The 18920-nt window shown below is 36.5% G+C and carries 18 protein-coding genes and 1 riboswitch; of the genes, 11 read left to right on the top strand and 7 right to left on the bottom strand.

What is annotated here, in order from left to right; translation table 11 throughout:
* Positions 1-288 precede the first annotated feature (288 nt).
* The 9 genes from MKX29_RS06740 to MKX29_RS06700 all read left to right on the top strand — a co-directional run bounded on the left by MKX29_RS06740 (position 289) and on the right by MKX29_RS06700 (position 8571).
* Entirely contained in the window at positions 289-687 is a 399-nt protein-coding gene (locus MKX29_RS06740) for a hypothetical protein (RefSeq protein ID WP_341104732.1), read from the top strand.
* A gap of 87 nt (positions 688-774) precedes the next feature.
* A riboswitch (SAM riboswitch) is annotated at positions 775-866 on the top strand.
* Between the two features lie 288 nt (positions 867-1154).
* Entirely contained in the window at positions 1155-2432 is a 1278-nt protein-coding gene (locus tag MKX29_RS06735) for an O-acetylhomoserine aminocarboxypropyltransferase/cysteine synthase family protein (protein WP_341104730.1), read from the top strand.
* A gap of 320 nt (positions 2433-2752) precedes the next feature.
* Positions 2753-3247, top strand: a complete 495-nt coding sequence (locus MKX29_RS06730) for a DUF1648 domain-containing protein (RefSeq protein WP_341104726.1) — start codon at positions 2753-2755, stop codon at positions 3245-3247.
* 159 nt (positions 3248-3406) lie between these two features.
* The gene (locus MKX29_RS06725; protein ID WP_095370909.1) at positions 3407-3673 is read left to right on the top strand and encodes a Parvovirus coat protein VP1-like protein; all 267 of its coding nucleotides are present in this window, start codon (positions 3407-3409) and stop codon (positions 3671-3673) included.
* A 129-nt stretch (positions 3674-3802) separates the two neighbouring features.
* Complete coding sequence (locus MKX29_RS06720) at positions 3803-4804, top strand: DUF3231 family protein (protein ID WP_341104724.1); 1002 nt, start codon at positions 3803-3805, stop codon at positions 4802-4804.
* 132 nt (positions 4805-4936) lie between these two features.
* A complete protein-coding gene (locus MKX29_RS06715; protein ID WP_341104722.1) occupies positions 4937-6166 on the top strand; it encodes an MFS transporter in 1230 nt (409 codons plus the stop codon).
* A 29-nt stretch (positions 6167-6195) separates the two neighbouring features.
* Positions 6196-7134, top strand: a complete 939-nt coding sequence (locus MKX29_RS06710) for a glucosaminidase domain-containing protein (RefSeq protein WP_341104721.1) — start codon at positions 6196-6198, stop codon at positions 7132-7134.
* A 19-nt stretch (positions 7135-7153) separates the two neighbouring features.
* Complete coding sequence (locus MKX29_RS06705; protein ID WP_341104719.1) at positions 7154-7837, top strand: HAD family hydrolase; 684 nt, start codon at positions 7154-7156, stop codon at positions 7835-7837.
* 152 nt (positions 7838-7989) lie between these two features.
* Entirely contained in the window at positions 7990-8571 is a 582-nt protein-coding gene (locus MKX29_RS06700) for a GNAT family N-acetyltransferase (RefSeq protein ID WP_445662693.1), read from the top strand.
* A gap of 284 nt (positions 8572-8855) precedes the next feature.
* On the opposite strand, the gene ade is transcribed toward MKX29_RS06700, so the two are convergent.
* Positions 8856-10625: an adenine deaminase gene (gene ade / locus MKX29_RS06695; protein WP_445662704.1), complete on the bottom strand. Its 1770-nt coding sequence runs from the start codon at positions 10623-10625 to the stop codon at positions 8856-8858.
* Between the two features lie 259 nt (positions 10626-10884).
* Between ade and MKX29_RS06690 the strand changes: the two genes are divergently transcribed.
* A complete protein-coding gene (locus MKX29_RS06690; RefSeq protein ID WP_341104715.1) occupies positions 10885-11442 on the top strand; it encodes a nucleotidyltransferase family protein in 558 nt (185 codons plus the stop codon).
* A 37-nt stretch (positions 11443-11479) separates the two neighbouring features.
* Here the strand turns inward: MKX29_RS06690 and MKX29_RS06685 are convergent, their stop codons facing one another.
* From MKX29_RS06685 to MKX29_RS06670, 4 genes are all read right to left on the bottom strand, one after another.
* Positions 11480-12187: an ABC transporter permease gene (locus tag MKX29_RS06685; RefSeq protein ID WP_341104712.1), complete on the bottom strand. Its 708-nt coding sequence runs from the start codon at positions 12185-12187 to the stop codon at positions 11480-11482.
* Positions 12184-13032 (bottom strand): ABC transporter ATP-binding protein, encoded by an 849-nt coding sequence (locus MKX29_RS06680; RefSeq protein ID WP_289432711.1) that lies wholly within the window; start codon positions 13030-13032, stop codon positions 12184-12186. Before MKX29_RS06680 ends, MKX29_RS06685 begins: the two co-directional genes overlap by 4 nt.
* A 187-nt stretch (positions 13033-13219) precedes the next feature.
* Positions 13220-14314 (bottom strand): LytTR family transcriptional regulator DNA-binding domain-containing protein, encoded by a 1095-nt coding sequence (locus MKX29_RS06675; protein WP_251162973.1) that lies wholly within the window; start codon positions 14312-14314, stop codon positions 13220-13222.
* 242 nt (positions 14315-14556) lie between these two features.
* Positions 14557-16119, bottom strand: a complete 1563-nt coding sequence (locus tag MKX29_RS06670) for a Vga family ABC-F type ribosomal protection protein (protein ID WP_341104710.1) — start codon at positions 16117-16119, stop codon at positions 14557-14559.
* A 499-nt stretch (positions 16120-16618) separates the two neighbouring features.
* Between MKX29_RS06670 and MKX29_RS06665 the strand changes: the two genes are divergently transcribed.
* On the top strand, positions 16619-17077 hold the full coding sequence (locus MKX29_RS06665; protein ID WP_251162971.1) for a chemotaxis protein CheX: 459 nt from the start codon (positions 16619-16621) through the stop codon (positions 17075-17077).
* Here MKX29_RS06665 and MKX29_RS06660 read toward each other — a convergent pair whose 3' ends face one another.
* Both MKX29_RS06660 and MKX29_RS06655 read right to left on the bottom strand, forming a co-directional pair.
* Positions 17078-17425 (bottom strand): hypothetical protein, encoded by a 348-nt coding sequence (locus MKX29_RS06660; RefSeq protein ID WP_224938190.1) that lies wholly within the window; start codon positions 17423-17425, stop codon positions 17078-17080.
* A 168-nt stretch (positions 17426-17593) separates the two neighbouring features.
* Positions 17594-18646, bottom strand: a complete 1053-nt coding sequence (locus tag MKX29_RS06655) for a lactonase family protein (RefSeq protein ID WP_341104706.1) — start codon at positions 18644-18646, stop codon at positions 17594-17596.
* Positions 18647-18920 lie beyond the last annotated feature (274 nt).

The raw sequence follows: 18920 nt of genomic DNA, 5'->3' as shown, positions 1-18920 counted from the left end.
ACGAAGCTAAAAAGAAGCAAATCGAATGATGAACCGGGTAAAAGGGCGAAACAAAGCATACATAATAGCTGGGTATACATCTAGTAATGGCTCACCTTTCATCCAAATGCGTAAAAGTTGAAGGGGAAATTATTGTATGACCCTTATATCTAATCCACTTGTTTTAATTTAGACTAAAACTACACACCACGCGACCCCTTAATTGAAAATAGTTTGATGTGATTTTATTGAATATTTAAAAGAGAAGGTCTATAATTTTATACAAATAGTAAAGGTGGTGCTCTAATAGTGAACAATAAGGATATGTCCAATCATGTATTTTTTGATATATTAGCAGAGAAAATTAAAAGAGATAGTCATGAAGAGTACAATCGATTTGTTAATTATGTAAACGCATTAGCTGAGGATAAAGGGTGGAAGGAATTACAAGAAGAGGTTGTTCATTTACAAGCTTTTCTTTCGTATTTAGATGATAAGTTGGCCATCATCGATGATTATGAAGATATTATGAATATGAAAGCAACTTTGCTTGATATGATTGTTAACGATTTACATGATACGTCTGTTTATCTTTTAGTGGAGGCTCTTATGTATAATAAAGAGCTGAATTATTTGCAATCCTTTGTATCTCCAGTTGAATATTGGGTGTCGGTAATAAAGGCGAAAGAAAGACTTTACGCTGCATAAAAGATTCATTATAAAAAGCTGTTGACAGCGCTGGATGATAAGGTTATTCTGATTAATAATTAATGAATCTTAAAATTTAAAAAATTCAATTTATCCAGAGAGGTGGAGGGACTGGCCCTTTGAAGCCTCAGCAACCGACCAAAACTAGGTAACGGTGCTAATTCCAAGATAGATAAGTTGAGGATATGGCGATATATCGTGAGTTCCTCTTCTTTTAGCAAGAGGGGCTTTATTTATGCCGATTAGACGACTAAAGGCGGCTTTCGATAGAAGAGTACAATCTCTTTTTATTGAAAGTGGTCTTTTTTCTGCTCTTGAAAAAAGGTGGTGGACATAAAAAATGATGTTTCAAATTCAATTTATGAAAAAACAACCATTGTGCTGGCATACTCAAAAGCTCATCACTGATAGATTGTTTCCGAGTCGAGTTTGTTTATTATAAATGAAATGTGAGAGGAGAATGAAAAATGAATCATCGCCAATTTGATACAATAGCGCTTCATGGGGGGCAAGTGCCAGATCCTGTTACAAAGGCGAGAGCTGTTCCAATATACATGACTTCATCCTATGTGTTTGAAGATACCGATCATGCAGCAAGCTTATTTCAGATGCAAGAGCCTGGCTTTATTTATTCAAGGAATGCAAATCCAACCAATGCAGTGTTTGAGGAGAGAATGGCACAGTTAGAGGGTGGCGTAGCCTCATTTGCTGTTTCATCTGGGCAAGCAGCGATTTCCATTGCCCTTTTAACACTTGCAAGAGCAGGCGATGAGATAGTTTCTACACAGGCTCTTTATGGTGGCACCTACCATTTATTCGCAGAAACGTTTAGTACATTCGGCATCAATGTTCATTTTGTTGATGGGACGGACTTTACATCTTTAGAAGGAAAAATTAATAAAAGGACAAAGGCGATTTTTACAGAGACAATTGGCAACCCGAATATGGAGGTAGCACATTTAGAAAAGTTAAGTGAGATAGCGAAACGTCATGGTCTACCATTAGTAGTAGATAATACATTCACTACGCCATTTTTACTAAAACCGCTTGCATTTGGTGCGGATATAGTCGTTCATTCAGCAACTAAATTCATTGGTGGTCATGGGACGGCAATTGGTGGGGTGATTGTAGATGGAGGAAGATTCGAATGGAGTAACGAAAGATTTCCTTCCTTTAATGAGAAAAAGCCTGCTATTGGTAATCGCAGCTATGTTGAAATTTCTAGGGAAAAAGCGTTTATTCTTAAAGCAAGATTTGAACTTGGCCATGACTTAGGGGCAACGCTGTCTGCCTTCAATAGCTGGTTATTTATTCAAGGTTTGGAATCATTAAGTGTCAGAGTAGAAAAGCAAGTCGCTAATGCACAAGTTTTGGCTAAGAGGCTAGGAGAGTTACCTCATATTTCTAGGGTGAACTACCCTGGGTTAGAAAGCCATCCGCAATATCATCTCGGAAAGAAGTATTTTCCGAGTGGGGCAGGTGCAATCTTTACATTTGGCATCAAAGGGGGAATCAGTACAGCTAAAAGGTTTATCAACTCACTAAAGCTGGTATCACATTTAGCAAATGTTGGTGACGCGAAAACGCTCATTATTCATCCAGCGAGTACAACTCATGCTCGTCTTTCACCAGGGCAACAAGCGGAGGCGGGTGTGAGTCCCGAAATGATCCGCCTTTCTGTTGGCTTAGAGGATCCTGTAGATGTGATGGCTGATATCACGCAAGCGTTAAAACAATGTACGTAGGTTTATTACGATTTGCATTATAAAGGGTGAAAAGAGTGAAGTTAACCTGCCTATAAAAGAACCATTCTTCCTTCCTTTACCATATAATTTGTTGATCGCATGTCACAGGCGATTCACCTTATGTTTTTCTTAAAGAAAAAGACATCAACACTGATATCTTACCATTGCGACGCCCCTGTTTCCTTTCCTGAAAAAGGGAGATAGAGCCATCGCGTAATTCCCTGTATGAACTAGTTGCCTTTGATTATCTAATGAATGAAACTTTTTCATTTTTCCTTCGTATGTATTGGAAAGACGAACGGAAAGAGGAGGAATGGGGTATGGATAGACCAGTACTTAAATTGCCTCGTACAAAATGGGAATGGGGATGCGACATACTTGGTCTTATTGTATTCATTGGGTCGATTATATTCTTAGTTGTTTCTTGGTCAGCTATACCTGAACAAGTACCGGGCCATTACAATGCTTCAGGGGAAGTTGATCGGTGGGGTTCTAAATATGAATTATTTATCTTACCAATTATCGGCGTGTTTTTATGGTTCATGATGGGGATATTTGAACGGCTTCCTCATATTCATAATTACCCTGCACGCATCAATGAATCAAATGCAGCCGCATTTTACTTAACCAGTAGAAAAATGCTAAATGTCACAAAGAATATTTGCCTCGCATTATTCGGCTTTATACTTATTCAATCCATTAGAGTAGCATTAGGATGGGCGGACTCTTTAGGTATTTGGTTTTTGCCCGTGTTTTTACTTGCCACGATAGTTCCAATTATATTTGCTTTGATTAAGTTTAGTCGAATTCAATAATTGCCAACTTATCCTTTGTCGATAGGTTGGCTTTTTTTATGTGATTTGACCAATAAGCACTGAAATAAATTGATAAAAAGATTCCCCTATTAGGTAAGGTCACAGGCGAAATGGACTTACTGTTTGTACTATATATAAAAGGATAAGAAGGTGAAAATAGTGAACAGGTTTAATAAAAAAGGTTTTTGTTTGCCTGGAGGTTATCGGTATTGTGGCCCGGGTTGTAGCGGTCCAGGCAAGCCCATCAATTATGTGGATTCTTGTTGTCAGAAACATGATGCCTGCATTGATCGATATGGCCATTGTTATCAATGTGATCAAATGTTAATTGATTGTGTCAATCGAAAGAAGTATGCATCCAGGCATGAAGGAGCGACAGCTAGAGTAATTGATGCAGCTATGCGTTTTCGTATGCTTTGGGGATAATTTAGAAAGCTGGAGGTAAGGGAACGACTATCCCTGTCCTCTAGCTTTTTTGATATAAAGGGAATATTTAGTAGGAGAATAGCAAAACTTAGTCACAAGAATGGTTATTTTATAAAAGTAGGTGACAGAATGGTCAATCGAAGTAAAATGACATCTACAGAAATTGGTGCACTGTGGATTACTTATCAAAAGAAGACAATGATATTAAGGGTTTTAGAACATTTTATAGAAGTGTCCGAGGATAAAAAAGCGAAAAAGCTTATGCAAGGTTTATGGTCTGAGTTAGAGCCAAATGTCCACCGTATTGAACAGATATTTAAAGATGAAGGTGCTGTTATACCTCAAGGCTTTACTAATGCCGATGTGAACTTAAAAGCGCCTAAACTTTTTGGAGGAGAGGGATTTGATATTCTCTTGTGTATGGTTTTAAAGGAAATCAGCATGGGACTATACACCCTTCATATAGCAACGTCCTATCGAAATGATATCATTGATTTATATCGTGAAATGACAAATGTAACGCAGAAATATTATCAAAAGTTCTTAAATTATGCGGTGGATGAGGGATATTACCCATTACCTAATTTTATTAATGTCCCTACAACGGTCGACTTTGTTTCAGATATGAATTATACCAAAGGTTATCGCCTGTTTGGTGAAAAAAGAGATATTAATACGATTGAGTTTAGTTACTTATACCAGTCCATTCAAACGAATACAGTTGGCATGATGCTTATGACCGGATTTGCTCAAACGGCAGTTCATACAGATGTGAAAGACTATTTTATTAAAGGGAAAGAGCTCAGCAAGGATATTTTGGAGGGGACATATGACATCCTAATTAAGGATGATATTAGGGTGCCGACAATTCATGGGTTTACGCTTTCTAAGTCTAACATTCCACCGTTTTCTGATAAATTAATGATGTATTTAACCTTTTTGTTAAGTAATTTCGGTCTCGGTAGTCAGGGATTTGGTGCAGGTTTTAGCTTAAGAGATGACATCAACATCAAATTAGGTTTATTTGTAAAAGATATCATGTTTTTTATTAGAGAAAATACAAAAATCATGATCGAAAATGGGTGGTTAGAGGAGCCACCAAGAATGAGTGTGAATAATTTGAGAGAATAAAAATCGATTGGAAAGTTTGTTTCATAATGAAGCACTTTCCTTTTTTTTTTTTGAAATAAAGATTGCGATTATTCATATATTAGATTAACATCAAATTAGATGATTATCTAATTGTTTGAGGAGGGGACGAGAATGATCTCCATATTAAAAGAAGAGAAAGACTATGCGCGCTTATTCTTTGCGGGTGTTCTCAATGGAATAGGTGACCGATTTAGTCAAGTTGCGTTATTAGCTTTGTTATTGCAAGTAACAGGATCTGGCCTTGCTGTTGGCCTTGCTTTAGCGATAAGGGTCATTCCATTTCTGTTCTTTGGCCCATTAGGAGGGATGATGGCAGACCGTTTTTCGCGGAGAAAAATATTAGTCTGTACGGATTTAGGACGGATCCTGTTTGCTTTGTCGTTTGTGTTTGTAAATGATGTTTCATCTGTCTGGGTCGTTTATTTGTCGAGTTTTTTCTTAGCAGCAGGTGAAGCCATTTATGCACCAACAAGAAAATCTGCCATTCCGTTGATGGTTAAGGAAAAAAATATGATAAAAGTTAATGGCCTTGAACAAGTAATGGTAGGCGTTGTTCTTATTGGAGGGTCGTTTTCAGGTGGAGTGGTCACTTCTTTATTCGGTGCTAATTTTACCTTTTTTGTCAATGGTGCTTCCTTTTTAATTGCTGCTGTTTTGTTAGCTAAATTGCGCGTTCTTGATAGAGAAGGAACTGAGGAATCAATGTCCAAAAATAAGAAGAAAGGTTCATTCTTCATCGTTAAAGATGTTATTTTTCATTCGAGTTTATTATTAATCATTTTGCTATCAGAACTGTTAATTCCTCTATTTAATGGCATTGATAATGTGTTATTAAGTGTATATGCAGTTCAAGAATTTCAATTAGGAGATGTTGGTGTCGGTATATTCTATGGTTCATTAGGAATTGGTTTAATGCTAAGCTTTCCTGTAGCGGAGAAATTGAAAAATCATCTAATGAGAATCGCCCTCATTGCACTGATGTTCGAAGGATTTTGCATTATCTTATTAAGCCAGTCACAACAAGTGTGGATGGCCATTGTTTTTTTAATAACGGCCGCGTTTTTCTCTGGATTATGTAACACCTGCTTTGATACGATGCTAATGAGAGAGACACCTAAAGATAAGAGTGGACTTATATTTGGTCTATTTACAACGATTTCTAATACAATGATAGGTATCTCTATGTTTTTAGCTGGGCTTGCCACTGTATGGATGCCTAATCGCTTGCTTGGATTATTAGGTGGAACTGGGTTTATTATTTCTAGTATTTTCTTATTTTCATTTTATTATTTTTTAAAATACAAGAAACAGAAAAAAAGCCCTAGCAAAGCATCATGTTAGGAATAGAGTGTGAAAAAGAGGTGTTTATTTTGAACTTTATTAAAGCGATCGTTCCGTTAGCAAAGAAAATAGCTAAACAATATCACATATTACCGTCACTAGTGATTGCACAAGCTATGCATGAATCTAATCATGGGAAGAGTAAATTGGCAATAGAAGGTAATAATTTGTTCGGTATAAAGGGTGAGTATAACGGGCAGTCGGTAAAGATGCTGACGAAAGAATTTATTGATGGACAAATGGTTACAACGGAAGCTGCATTTAGAAAGTACCCTTCATGGGAGGAGTCAATTGAGGACTTAGCAAAGCTTTATAAGAATGGTGTATCTTGGGATCGAAACAAATACCTTGCTATTTTAGAAGAAAAAGATTACAAAAAAGCTGCTGAGCAGGTGCAGTTATCAGGTTATGCGACAGATCCTGATTATAGCAAAAAAATCATTCGTATCATTGAGACTTATCAATTACTACAATATGATACCAATCCTAAATATCATTTATCAACAGACAAAAAAGGTTATGTAACGGTTGAAGATGCAAAGAAAGAGATACGAGAAAAGTCCCTGTACAAGGCAGGAAGTTATTATATTTTTAAAAAGGTAGGAGAAATATTCAATCTATCAAAAGTGGAAGGTATGCCAGGATCTTGGGTGAACCTAAATCAATTAGAGGAAGTAGAGTTTAGCTATACAGTCAAATCTGGCGATACGCTTTCAAAAATAGCAGCTGTGCACGATACAAGTGTCAGTAGCTTGCAAAAAATCAATCATATTCATAATCCTCACTTGATTACTGTCGGTCAAATAATCAAGACAGGGGAAAAACATTACTATTACACCGTTCACCAAGGTGATACAGTCACAACTATCATAAAGAGATTTAAACTAACAGCGCAACAGTTACAAGAGTGGAACCGTTTGAAAGATATTAATGTGATTTCAGTTGGGCAAAAGTTACGAGTGAAATGATTGGAGGTGTAATCAAGTAATGATAAGAGCAGTGATGTTTGATTTAGACGGAACCCTTCATAATCGAGAGGCTTCTATTTTGTCATTTATTGAGAATCAGCGAGAGAGACTCTTTCCACATTTAGATAAGAAAGTATATGCAGAAAGGTTCATTAAGTTAGATCAAGGCGGCTATGTATGGAAAGATAAAGTGTATCAACAGATGGTAGAAGAGTTTTCTTTAATAAACTTTTGTTGGCAAGAATTACTGCAGGATTATTTATCTCATTTTCCTTTACATGCCGAACTTTATCCTCAGGCAATCACATTGCTTAATAGTTTGAAAAAAAAGGGCATAAGGATGGCGATCATTTCGAACGGGTACAGTAAATTTCAGCGAGAAGTAATTAAGTCATTGCAGATAGAAGCATTGTTTGATGAAATTGTTATTTCAGAAGAGGTTGGTGTAAAGAAACCCCACCCTTATATCTTTGAACATACTCTTTCAAGACTTGACGTATCTCCAGATGAGACAATATATGTAGGTGACCATCTCAAAAATGATATAGTCGGTGCGGGTGGAGTAGGGATATATACAATATGGAAACAGCCTCGCCCTGTATTGACAACAATGGGGGATGAGCATGTTTCTGATTTATCGGAAGTATGTGCAGCTATTATGAAAAAAATAAATCCTGAATTTTGTAAGGACCAAATCTTGTAGAATGGATGAGGTCTTTTTATTTTATCCATATTGGTATCGAATAACTTACATATAGAGATCCTTACATGCGTTTTTCTAGTGACGAGAAGGAGAATAGACAAAAAAATTGAATGAGAGTAGTATCAAAATTTATTGTAAAAGAGGGGTACCTAGTGATATATCATCATAACGAAAATAAAATCGAAACGAACCAATTAATGCTGCGCTTGTTTAATGAGGTCGATGTACCAGAAGTTGTTAAACTATGTAACAATTATAATCTTTATAAAAGTACTTTAAATCTTCCCTATCCTTATTTAACTGAACATGCTCTTATTTGGATGGAAAATCATCTTAGTGATTTCAATCATAATAAGCGGTTTGAGTTGGCAATAACTGATAAAATCACTGGCAAGTTATACGGTGCAATTGCGCTCTCGCATCATCAAACGTTCAATCATGGGGAGCTTGCTTATTGGATTGGTGAGGAATATTGGGGGAATGGCTATGCTACAGAGGCTGCTAAAGCATTAATTGAATTTGCCTTTAGCGCAAAAAATTACAATAAAGTGTTTGCACGCTCATTCGACTCGAACCCAGCTTCAATGAGGGTAATTGAAAAGACCGGTATGAAGAAAGAAGGCTTGTTGAAACAACATGTAAGAAAAGATGGAAAATATATAGACCTCGTATGTTATGGCATTCTTAAACAACAAGCTGATGTTTTGAGTGAAATAGGGACATGTACTCGTTAAGAGTTCATATGAAAGTGAAGTTGAAACAGCTAGGGACAAAGGTGGGGAAGTACCTTGCTGTTGCTTTATTTAAAACTAATGGAGGACTCTCTAAGATAGGTAAGCTGTTTACAGTAATATACAACATCTTGCCGGTTTGGCAGAGATAGTAATAAGAACACAAGAAGGGGAAGGATTGGCAAATGATTAAAATTGGATAAAATACATGAAGGAGTTCTCAAGAAAGAAACATAAAGAATATAAAAATAACCCGAAACGAGTTCGGGTCATTCTCATTTATTAGGTTATTTCTCTACAGATACAGAGATATGGCTAAAGGTATTGACATCAAAGAGCCCGAGGTCTGTTAGTTTTAGTGATGGAATAACAGGTAGCGCAAGGAAGCTTAATGTTAAGAATGGATTAAATGTATGGTTAGCTCCGATTTTATCCAATGCCTGATTGATTTCCACTAGCCTCTTATTCACTTTCTCATATGGTTCATGTGACATGAGACCGGCGATTGGCAGGTTTAATTGAGCAAGCACCTTTCCTTTATCGACAACGACAAGTCCACCTTGCATGTCGCGGATTGCATTGGCAGCGACAGCCATATCCTTATCAGTTGTACCCGCAAGAATTAAATTATGAGAATCATGGGCTACCGTTGTTGCGATGGCGCCCGATTGTAGTCCGAGCCCTTTTAAGACACCGAGTCCAATGTTGCCAGTATGATGATGACGCTCCATGACAGCAATTTTCAAATGATCTTTCTCGATAGAAGCGATGAAACGATCGCGTTCGTCTTTCTGAACGGTTTCAATAACATGGTCGGTTACTATGCTGTTCGGAATCACTTCAATAATATGTGCTTTTTCTCCGACAATGTCTAAGTGAAACGATTGTTCATTAATGACAGGAAGGTGGACGGTATTAGTGAGATGGGAACATTCCTTTTGCTCTAATTCTTTAGGGAAATCAGTTAATTCTCCTTCACTAAAAACACATTGCCCATTTTTATACACAGATTGAATCTCAATTTGCTCAAGATCGTCTAATAAAACAAAGTCAGCTTTATATCCTGGAGCAATGGCACCTTGATCCTTAAGCCCAAAGCACTCAGCTGTATTGAGAGACCCCATTTGAATCGCTGTAATCGGATCAATCCCTTTCTTAATCGCTTTCCGAATCATATAGTCGATACTGCCTTCGCTAATAATATCATCAAGATGGCGGTCATCTGTAACAAATAGAAATCTACGTGCATTTTTCTCATTAACAATTGGTAGGATTCGACATAATTCTTTTGCTGCTGTACCTTCGCGAATCATGACGTACATCCCTTTTTGCAATCGTTCTTTTGCTTCTTTTGCATTAGTTGCTTCATGATCAGTTCGGATACCAGCTGTCATGTACACATCTAGTTGTTTTCCTTTTAGCCCCGCCGCATGGCCATCAACTTTTTTTCCTCTTTCATGCGCTTCGTGAATTTTACTCAATAAGTCGTGATCGCCTTTCATCACACCGGGATAATTCATGACTTCGGCTAAACCAATCACCCTCTCATATTCATAAAAAGGAGATAAGTCGTTTGCTGTTAATGTAGCACCGGCATTTTCAAAAGGTGTGGCAGGTACACAAGAGGGTAGCATGAAATAAGCATCAAATGGAATATCATCAGATGCGTGAAGCATAAACTCGATCCCTTTTTCACCAACGACATTAGCAATCTCATGAGGATCACAAATGACAGCAGTAACCCCATGCTGCAGGAGGATTTTTGAAAACTCGACAGGGGTTACCATGGAAGATTCAATATGTACATGTCCATCAATAAAAGAAGGAGCTAAAAAACGGTTATGAGCGTCAACTGTTTCTAGTCCTTTATAGTCACCAATTCCAACAATATATCCATCTGTGATGGCTACGTCTCCAGAAATAATTTCACTTGAAAACACATCAACAATTTGCGCATTTTTGATGACAAGGTCTGCAGGTGATTTACCTGAAGCTACTTCAATTCGTTTCTTCATCTTTTCCATTAAAGATCCTCCTCCAAAAGTGTTTCCGTTCAATTTTGATTTTTTAAACTTTATTGTACCATTAAGTAGTTGGTTCATTTATGTCATGTTATTGTTTCTTCCCAACAATAAGTAAGAAGGCTTAAACTGTTTAGGTCATTATACTAGTGTTCTTAAACTAAGAAAAATAAAAGAGAATTTTGACTTCTTCCTAAAAATGATAATCAAGCGTGAAACCAAATAATGTAAATGTACTCTTATATAAGATATGATGTTAGTTGCTTTTTAATCAATAAAGGTGGTAGATACTACGATGATTATTTATGAACAACAGTTAAAGGAAATGTTAGAAGAAAATGAGGAAATCATGCATTTATTAAGTTGTTTATCGGATTTGGACTTACCCTTTGATTATTATGTAGCTGCGGGATGTGTGGCAAATACCGTGTGGAATCATTTATCTGGCAATGCAATCGATTATGGTATATCAGATATTGACCTTGTTTACTATGACAAGGGAAACCAATTGAGCGAAAGGGAGTTTCAGCAAATTTTAAGTAGTATGCTCAAGTCGTTTCCATATCAATTAGACATAAAGAATCAAGCGAATGTCCATTTCTGGTATGAAGAAAAATTTGGTTTTGCGATTCCTGCTTATACAAGCGTCAATGAGGCGATCGCGAGCTGGCCAACAACAGCTACTGCCGTAGGGGTGAAAATGGAGAAAAATGAAAAGATGACTGTATATGCGCCTTATCATTTAGATGACCTGTTTAGCATGAGGATTGTACCGAATAAAGTAATGGTCACGAAGGAGATATATGAGTATAAGACAAGGAAATGGCCCAATCTTGTTGTATATGATTGGTGAGGTCGGGGAGAGGGAATCATATCCCGACCTCGATACCTTAATCAAATCTACGTTTCTTATAAATTACGATGGTGAGCATGAATGAAACGGCTACCCACAAGAATAAAATGAACAAATTCATGAGGATATCAGCTGCCCCCTTACCGTCACTTAAACCAAACCAAATCTGATTTAATTGTTCATTAGGCAACAACTCAATTATATTGATCAAGGTTGCATTTTCAACCATTGGTTTAAACATGGAACTCATGCCGAATATAATTAATACAGGCATACCGATAATACTTGTCTCCATTACTGTCCGTGAAAGCAGTCCAAGAATCGTTCCTGTTGCAAGGTAAAAGACTAAGCCTAGTAAAGTGCTAAGAGAAAATAGTGGAAGGGATGGGACTGTGTACCCTGAGAAAATAATTGATCCGATAATAACAAGAATGGTCATTAGTCCAGACAATGCGCTTTTTCCAATCAATATTTCTAGTGTACTGGCAGGTGATAATAACAAGCCCCTCAACGTATTTTTCTCTTTTTCTTCTGCAACCATCGCAGCTTGGATAAAAGCACCCGCAATAATTAGTGCGAGATTAATTGGATAAGTAGAAAGGACGTCTGTTGCTGCATTCATGCGACCTAACATCGCTGCAAAAACTAGTGGAATGGCTAATGTAAAAAGAATATATGAATTTCTTTGCAAATCTTTCCAATCTTTAATAAATATGGCGTTGACGCGTTTAAATGAAAAGATCATGATAATTTCCTCCCCGTTAATTTTACAAATACATCACCAAGTGTCGGCTCATCTGAATGTATGGTTAAGATTTCTCCGTCTTTTATATAGTTATATATTTCTTTTGCACCCGCTTCGTCTTTTTGCACAACCACTTTACGATTGTTTCGCAATAATAGAGAGATGGATGAAGTACTTTGTTGTGTTTTAATATTCTCTGGTGTATCAATTAAGCTGATTTCACCATTATGTAAGAATGCCACTCGATCACAAATTGTCTCAGCTTCTTGCATATCATGAGTAGTTAAAAATATTGTTGTTCCTTCTTCGTTTAGCTTTTTAAGTCCTTGGTGGATATGCATTGTGTTTACAGGATCCAAGGCGGAAGTAGGCTCATCTAAAAAGAGTAAATCCGGTTTATGAAGCATGGCTCTAGCTAATGTCACTCGTTGCTTCATCCCTTTTGACAGTTTTTGCACGATTTTCTTACTTTCTTCTATTAAATTTACCGTTGTGAGCACTTCATTGATTCTTTTTTTATCTACTTCATATAAATCACAATATAATGCGAGATTATCGTATATACTAAGCCTTTCGTATAAGCCACTATTATCAGTTAATATACCAATTCTCTTCATATAAATGGGATCTTTTAGTTTCGCAATTGGTTCTCCGAATACTTTCACTTCTCCGGCTGTTGCATGAAGTTGAGCGGTTAGGATTTTGATTGTTGTTGTTTTACCTGAACCACTCGGTCCTAAGAAACCAATTGTTTCCCCTTTTTTTACTTGAAAACTTACTTTCTTTAAAGCTAGTTGGTTTTGAAAAGACTTTTCAAGGTCTCTTACTTCAATGACATTTTCCATTTAATTGGCCCCTTTTCACGTTTTGCATTTCTTGTCTCCATATTAGCTGTGAAAAGGGATAAATACAGTAATATCAAGGTGAAAAGCGTCTATATTTAGATGAATGGGAGCAATTAAGCGGTGAATGGAGCAAGGAAAGTAGGTGAAAATAGGGTGTCCTTTATTGTTAGAGTCAAGATGAAACAACCTATATGCCCATAATCTCTTTCAACTCATTTAATTTTCCTTTTGATAATGGGATTGAACTCTTTTTCGCATCATCGAGAATAAGGCTATAACTATTTCTTGTCCAAGTAATGACTTCTCTCACCTTCTGCAAATTAACAATATATGAACGATGACAGCGAAAGAATCCAAAAGGATGCAGTCTCTCAAATAATGTATTTAGCGTAAGAGCACAAGGGAAACTTTCACCATTTACATGTAAATGGGAAATGCCATCATTACTCTCAACGTATACAATTTCAGTCGGATCAAAAAGGATGATTTTGTCATCCACTTTTGCAGGGATTTTTTCAAGACGCAATGGATTGTTCATGTTTTGAATCTTTTCTGAAGGAGCTGGGCCGACTTCTTCGCTAGGCAACATATCTTGTTGCGGCTGTGCTTCTTCATCTTCGATATCCTGTTGACTACTCTCTTCATCCATAACCTCGATTTTTTTAAGTCCGTGCTCATTTAAACGATACACTGTATCCGTCATTGATAGTGCACTTTCGTAATTGTTAGTAATAATAAGGGCGACTCTTCCTTGTTGTTTATGGTCTTCTAATACTTTCTGTAGTGTGATTTTACTTTCTATATCGATGTTTTGGTCGGGTTCTTCTAATATAAGTAAATCTGGTTGGTGGAGGATTGCCCTTCCTAAGTGCAGCCTTTTCTTTTCAGAAAATGTAAGTTTGCTAATCTTTGTATTTACTTTGTCTATTAAATTTATTTTTTGTATTAAAGCATCTATTTCTATATTGACGTCATGCAGGTTCTTATAAAAAGTTAAAAATTCTCGGGGAGTTAGCCGGTCGTAGAGAGCGTCGTCTAGTAGAGATAGCCCAATTCTATTAGATAAGCTTTTAAAATGCTTATTTAACTCTGTATCTTCAAATAATACTTTTCCATTTGAAATATTGTTCTTTCCAATCATCATCATGATGAGATGTTTGCCAACTTCGTTATTGCATTGGAGTGCGACAATTTCATTTCGATATAAAGTTAAATCGAATTTAGGGAAGATAATTGTATTTCCGATTGTTTTTTCAAGTTGATTCATCTGCAATAGCTTCATGTCGACACCTCAGAGTAGATTAGTATGGTTTACATTGACTATAAGATTTTCGTTTAAAAAAAGGATAAATGATTGTAGAGGAAGAGGACGAATGTCGTAATTGTATATAGTTAAATATACCTTAATTGGATTTTACAGGATTTTATAGCTGATTAAAAGTGGCAATAGTAAAATGATGAGGCTTTATATGAAGAAAAAGAAGGGGACTCGAATGCCATGCAAGTAGGGTCCCTCTGTATAACTTATTGCCATTTCTTTTTCTGTTGTAGTAATTGCTGGAATTCTTTTTCTAGCTCCTCTGTTGGCTCGATACTTAATCGTGAAAGGACTTCTGTTATTTTTGTTTCGATGAGTAAACGTTCTTCCTCATGATTGTTCCTCTTCACCTCCGGCTCATATGATTCGTAAGCTTCGTGATTGCCTCTGAATACTTCAATTTGTTTATTTTTAATAATCAGTAGCCTGTTTGCTACCTTATTAGTAAGACGGCGATCATGAGAGACGAAGAGAATAGTTCCCTTATATTGCATTAATAGTTCTTCTAATGCTTCTACAGCTTCAATATCGAGAAAATTTGTCGGCTCATCTAGCACTAATGTATTCACTTCACTCACAAGTATTTTGGCTAATGCGACTTTCACTCGTTCTCCGCCGCTAAGAAGTGAGACTTTTTTATATACATCTTCTCGAAAAAAGCGTAGTCTGGCTAGGATTGTACGAATAACCGTTTCTTCCTGAATAGAAGTTTCTTTAACATTTTCAATAATCGTTTTATCCTTTTGCAGAATATCTAAGTTTTGACTAAAGTAGCCAATTTTTAAAGATGGGGAGACAGTCAATTCTTCCCTCTGTAAAATTTTTTTAATCAACGTTGTCTTTCCAGAGCCATTGGGGCCAATAATCGCCCATTTTTCTCCTCCTCGAATTTGAAAGGAGGCGGGTTCAAAAAGCACGTGATCAGCTATTTTTCCTTTAAGGTTTTCCGCTCTAATAATCATTCGGTTCTTCGTATTTTTTTCATTAGGTAAGGTCATTTGTAAAGACGGGAGGTCCTTTATTTTTTCTACCTTTTCAAGCTTTTCCAATCTTGTTTCAATTGATTTAGCCGTTTGTTGGAGCTTTTTTTGTTTTTTAGCAAAGTAAGGCTTTGATCCTGTAATCCGTGCTTCGGAAGAACTTAAATTTTTTGGCTTTTTCGTTGCTCTCTCTGCCTTCTTAGCCTTCAAGGTGAGGGCATTTTCTAATTGTGCTTTTTTCTGTTCATACTGTTCGTAAGCTTGCTGTTTCTCTGCTAATGCTAATTCTTTCTGCCGTTTATATTGCGAGTAATTACCAGAATATATCTTTACTTTCTCCTCATCAATTTCCCAAATTTTTGTACACACACGATCTAGAAAAGTTCTGTCATGCGAGACTAGAATGAGAGCACCTTGCCAATGCTTAAGAATCTTTTCTAACCATTCAATATGGGAGGTGTCCAGATGGGTCGTTGGTTCATCTGCAAGTAATATTTCCGGGTTTTTAGCTAGTGCATCTTTAATATATTGTTGCGTTGTTTCTCCACCACTTTTGTATTGATCATCATGTTTTAACTGCGGTAATAACTCCATCGTGCCATTGCGGATGATTTGTCCCTCTTCGGCAGCTGTTTTTCCTACAAGTGTATCTAAAATTGTCGTCTTTCCTGTCCCGTTCCGGCCAACTAAACCAATACGGTCGTTTTGTTGTACAGTTAGTCTTTCAGCAGTAGCTAATAGCCGGTCACCTATAGTGATTTTCAAATCAGTGGCTTCTAATAATAGCATATTAATCATCTCCTCTCGTTTTGGGAGACAAATTCTCGAAAAAAAATGCCTCCTATTTCTTCAGAATAGGAGGCATAAAGGTACACTAAAAAAGTTGGGAGAAATCCCACGGGTAACCTTATGAAGTGCAATCCTATTCTGAAAACATCGTTTGAAAGCATAGCAAAATAAAGCGTTCCTTTACTCATTACCTTCAATTGTTTGTTTTCGATAAATAGGATTCTTACTTCATTGACTTAGAGTCACCCTTTCGCATTTAATAATATTATCATACTTAAATGGATAGAAATTGTCAAAGTTATGTGTTTTAATGTTTGTTGAAAAGGGAATAAGAGAAGTTAGCGTTTTATAAAACCATTCATGTCTTAATTTTAAAATAGTTATTTTTGCTCATTCATTTTCGGTTTCATCATGTATATTTTTAATGAAAAATATAGCAAAAGAACCGGGTATAATATACTATAATACTATCAACTATTTTGATGTGGGGTGACCGGCAATGGAAAAGGTCTTACAGGATAAAGAAAAAATGAACCTTTTATTAAAAGGTGTCCAGACTTCAATTGGACAGCTAATTCCCATAAATCATGAATTAGTGGGTAGGACTGAGCTAGAAGGATCATTCCTTGTTCGATATGGGGTATTCATCGGTTTCTCAGGGGACATAGCTGGTAAATTGTTCATTGGTGGTGATCGTTCACTTTTTTCATTCTTGGGGAAATCTATGTTCGGGATGGACTTAGAAGGTGAAATGTTAACATCTTTTAGTGGGGAACTAGGGAATATGATTGCTGGCGGTTCAGTATCAGCCATCGAAGGGAAGGGAATGGAAGTAGATATTACCTCCCCGACAATATTGGATGGTCATAGTTTTATATCAGGGTATACAAAAGGGTATATTCTTACTTATAATTTGCCAGAGAATATAGAACTTCATGTCCATGTTTTGATTGACTAACTATTGTTGATACGATAAATATTCATATTCATCCAATGGAATAGCTTTAATGACTTCCTGCTCGTCATTTCTATAAACCTCGAATTGTTGATATTTTTCAACAATGACATCATCTTTGTAAACTGTGTCCACTAGTTGAAGCTCTAAAGTAGGAGCTAAACCTTCAAGGTCAGTTTCATCAACGGTTTGACTTACTTCTTCGCTGTCATTATTCTCATTAATTACTGGAATATAGGGATATTTACTTTCTCTTTCGTTCTCATGGTGGAGGATTGAATTAGGGGATTCGGCTAATGAAACAAAGCAAATAATGATGGCTACTCCAACTAGATAAACAACTTTATTCATCATTTCTCCTCCTTAAATAGTCTCCTATTTTAGTTTATGCATGTCCTATTAGTGATAGAACGTTAATAAAGTCATCGCCTATCAATAGAGGGGATACAAAAAAGGGCTATTCATGAGCAGAACATCCCTTTTTTATTATTAGTTATGAAATTAAATTTATTTTTGCACTTATGGTTGTTGAGGTAAAAACTTCACACAAACTGGTTCAGGTACAGGAACATTTTGTTGCAATAGTTGAAGTGACCCTGATTCAGCCTCTCGTTTAAATAAAGTTAAATTATTTGACCGTTCATTGGCTGCGATTAAGTATTCTTCAGTTGGGTCTAGTACAAAGTCACGTGGCCAATCTCCATATGTCGATGTATGAGCAACAAAGGTTAAATGCAATCGGTCTTCGGCGACTGCAAATATCGCAATTGAATTATGACCTCTATTGCCAGCGTATAAAAATTTGCCGTCTTGAGAAAGATGGATGGCGCTACCTTGATTGTTTTCTAAAAAATCCTCAGGTATCGTCTTATAATAAGAAGTTTCCTTCAATTCTCCTTTCTCAGCGTCATATTGAAGTGCAATAATTTCTGAGCTTAGTTCAGTCATGCAGTAGGCCCATTTCCCATTGGGGTGAAAGGTGATGTGTCTTGGTCCAGAGCCTGGCTGTGTTGCTAAAGTAAAATGTTTGGTGAGTTTATCCCCATCTCTACGAAATAGAATGATTTCATCTGCCCCTAAATCGACAGCAACAACATACTTCTCATCAGGTGTGAGTCCAGCGAAATGGGTATGTGGTTTTTCTTGGCGCTCATGTGGTCCTGAACCATGAATCTCTTTTGAAGTTAGCAGGTTTTTAATTTCGCCATTTTGTAGTAGTGAATAATAGTCAACCGTTCCTTTATGGTAATTCGCACTTAATAAGTATTGACTCTTTTGATCTAGACTTACATGACAAGGTGAGGCACCTGGAGAAAGATGTTTGTTTAATAAAGTGAGTCCGTTCTGTCTGCTGTCTAACTCATAAGCGGCGACACCGCCAAAATTTCCTTCTTTCATCACAGCGTATAAATGTGATTGACTCGAGCTGATTGTTAAATAAGTTGGGTTTTCAAGTTTAGCAGCAAGTTCTATATTTTTAATTTGATCATCCTCTAACTGGAATGAGTAAATTCCTTGGCTACCCTTTTTTGTATAGGTACCAACATAGCCCGTGTAAGTAGTTGATGTCATAAGTATTCCTCCATCATTTTATGTATAGCTTTACTGTATCACATTTAAACAGGGGAATGAAAAAAAGTCCTATTGAAAAAATGTTGTCAGAGTAAGAAAGAATGGGGTTAAATCTATGATAAGCGGAGAGGAGAAAGGATGGTTACAACTTTATTTAAACTAACTTGATTTTATGATTTGTATGTTTTTTGAATTTTTAACAAATACATTTGCTTTTACTTGTTAAAGAATGTTATCCTTTTACATTATATTGACAGGAGGCCGCGAAAGAATT

This window comes from Cytobacillus sp. FSL R7-0696, assembly GCF_038006865.1.
In the GTDB taxonomy this organism is placed as follows: domain Bacteria; phylum Bacillota; class Bacilli; order Bacillales; family Cytobacillaceae; genus Cytobacillus; species Cytobacillus kochii.
The sequence above is the reverse complement of the archived record's forward strand: the minus strand, read 5'-3'. Positions and strand labels throughout refer to the sequence as shown.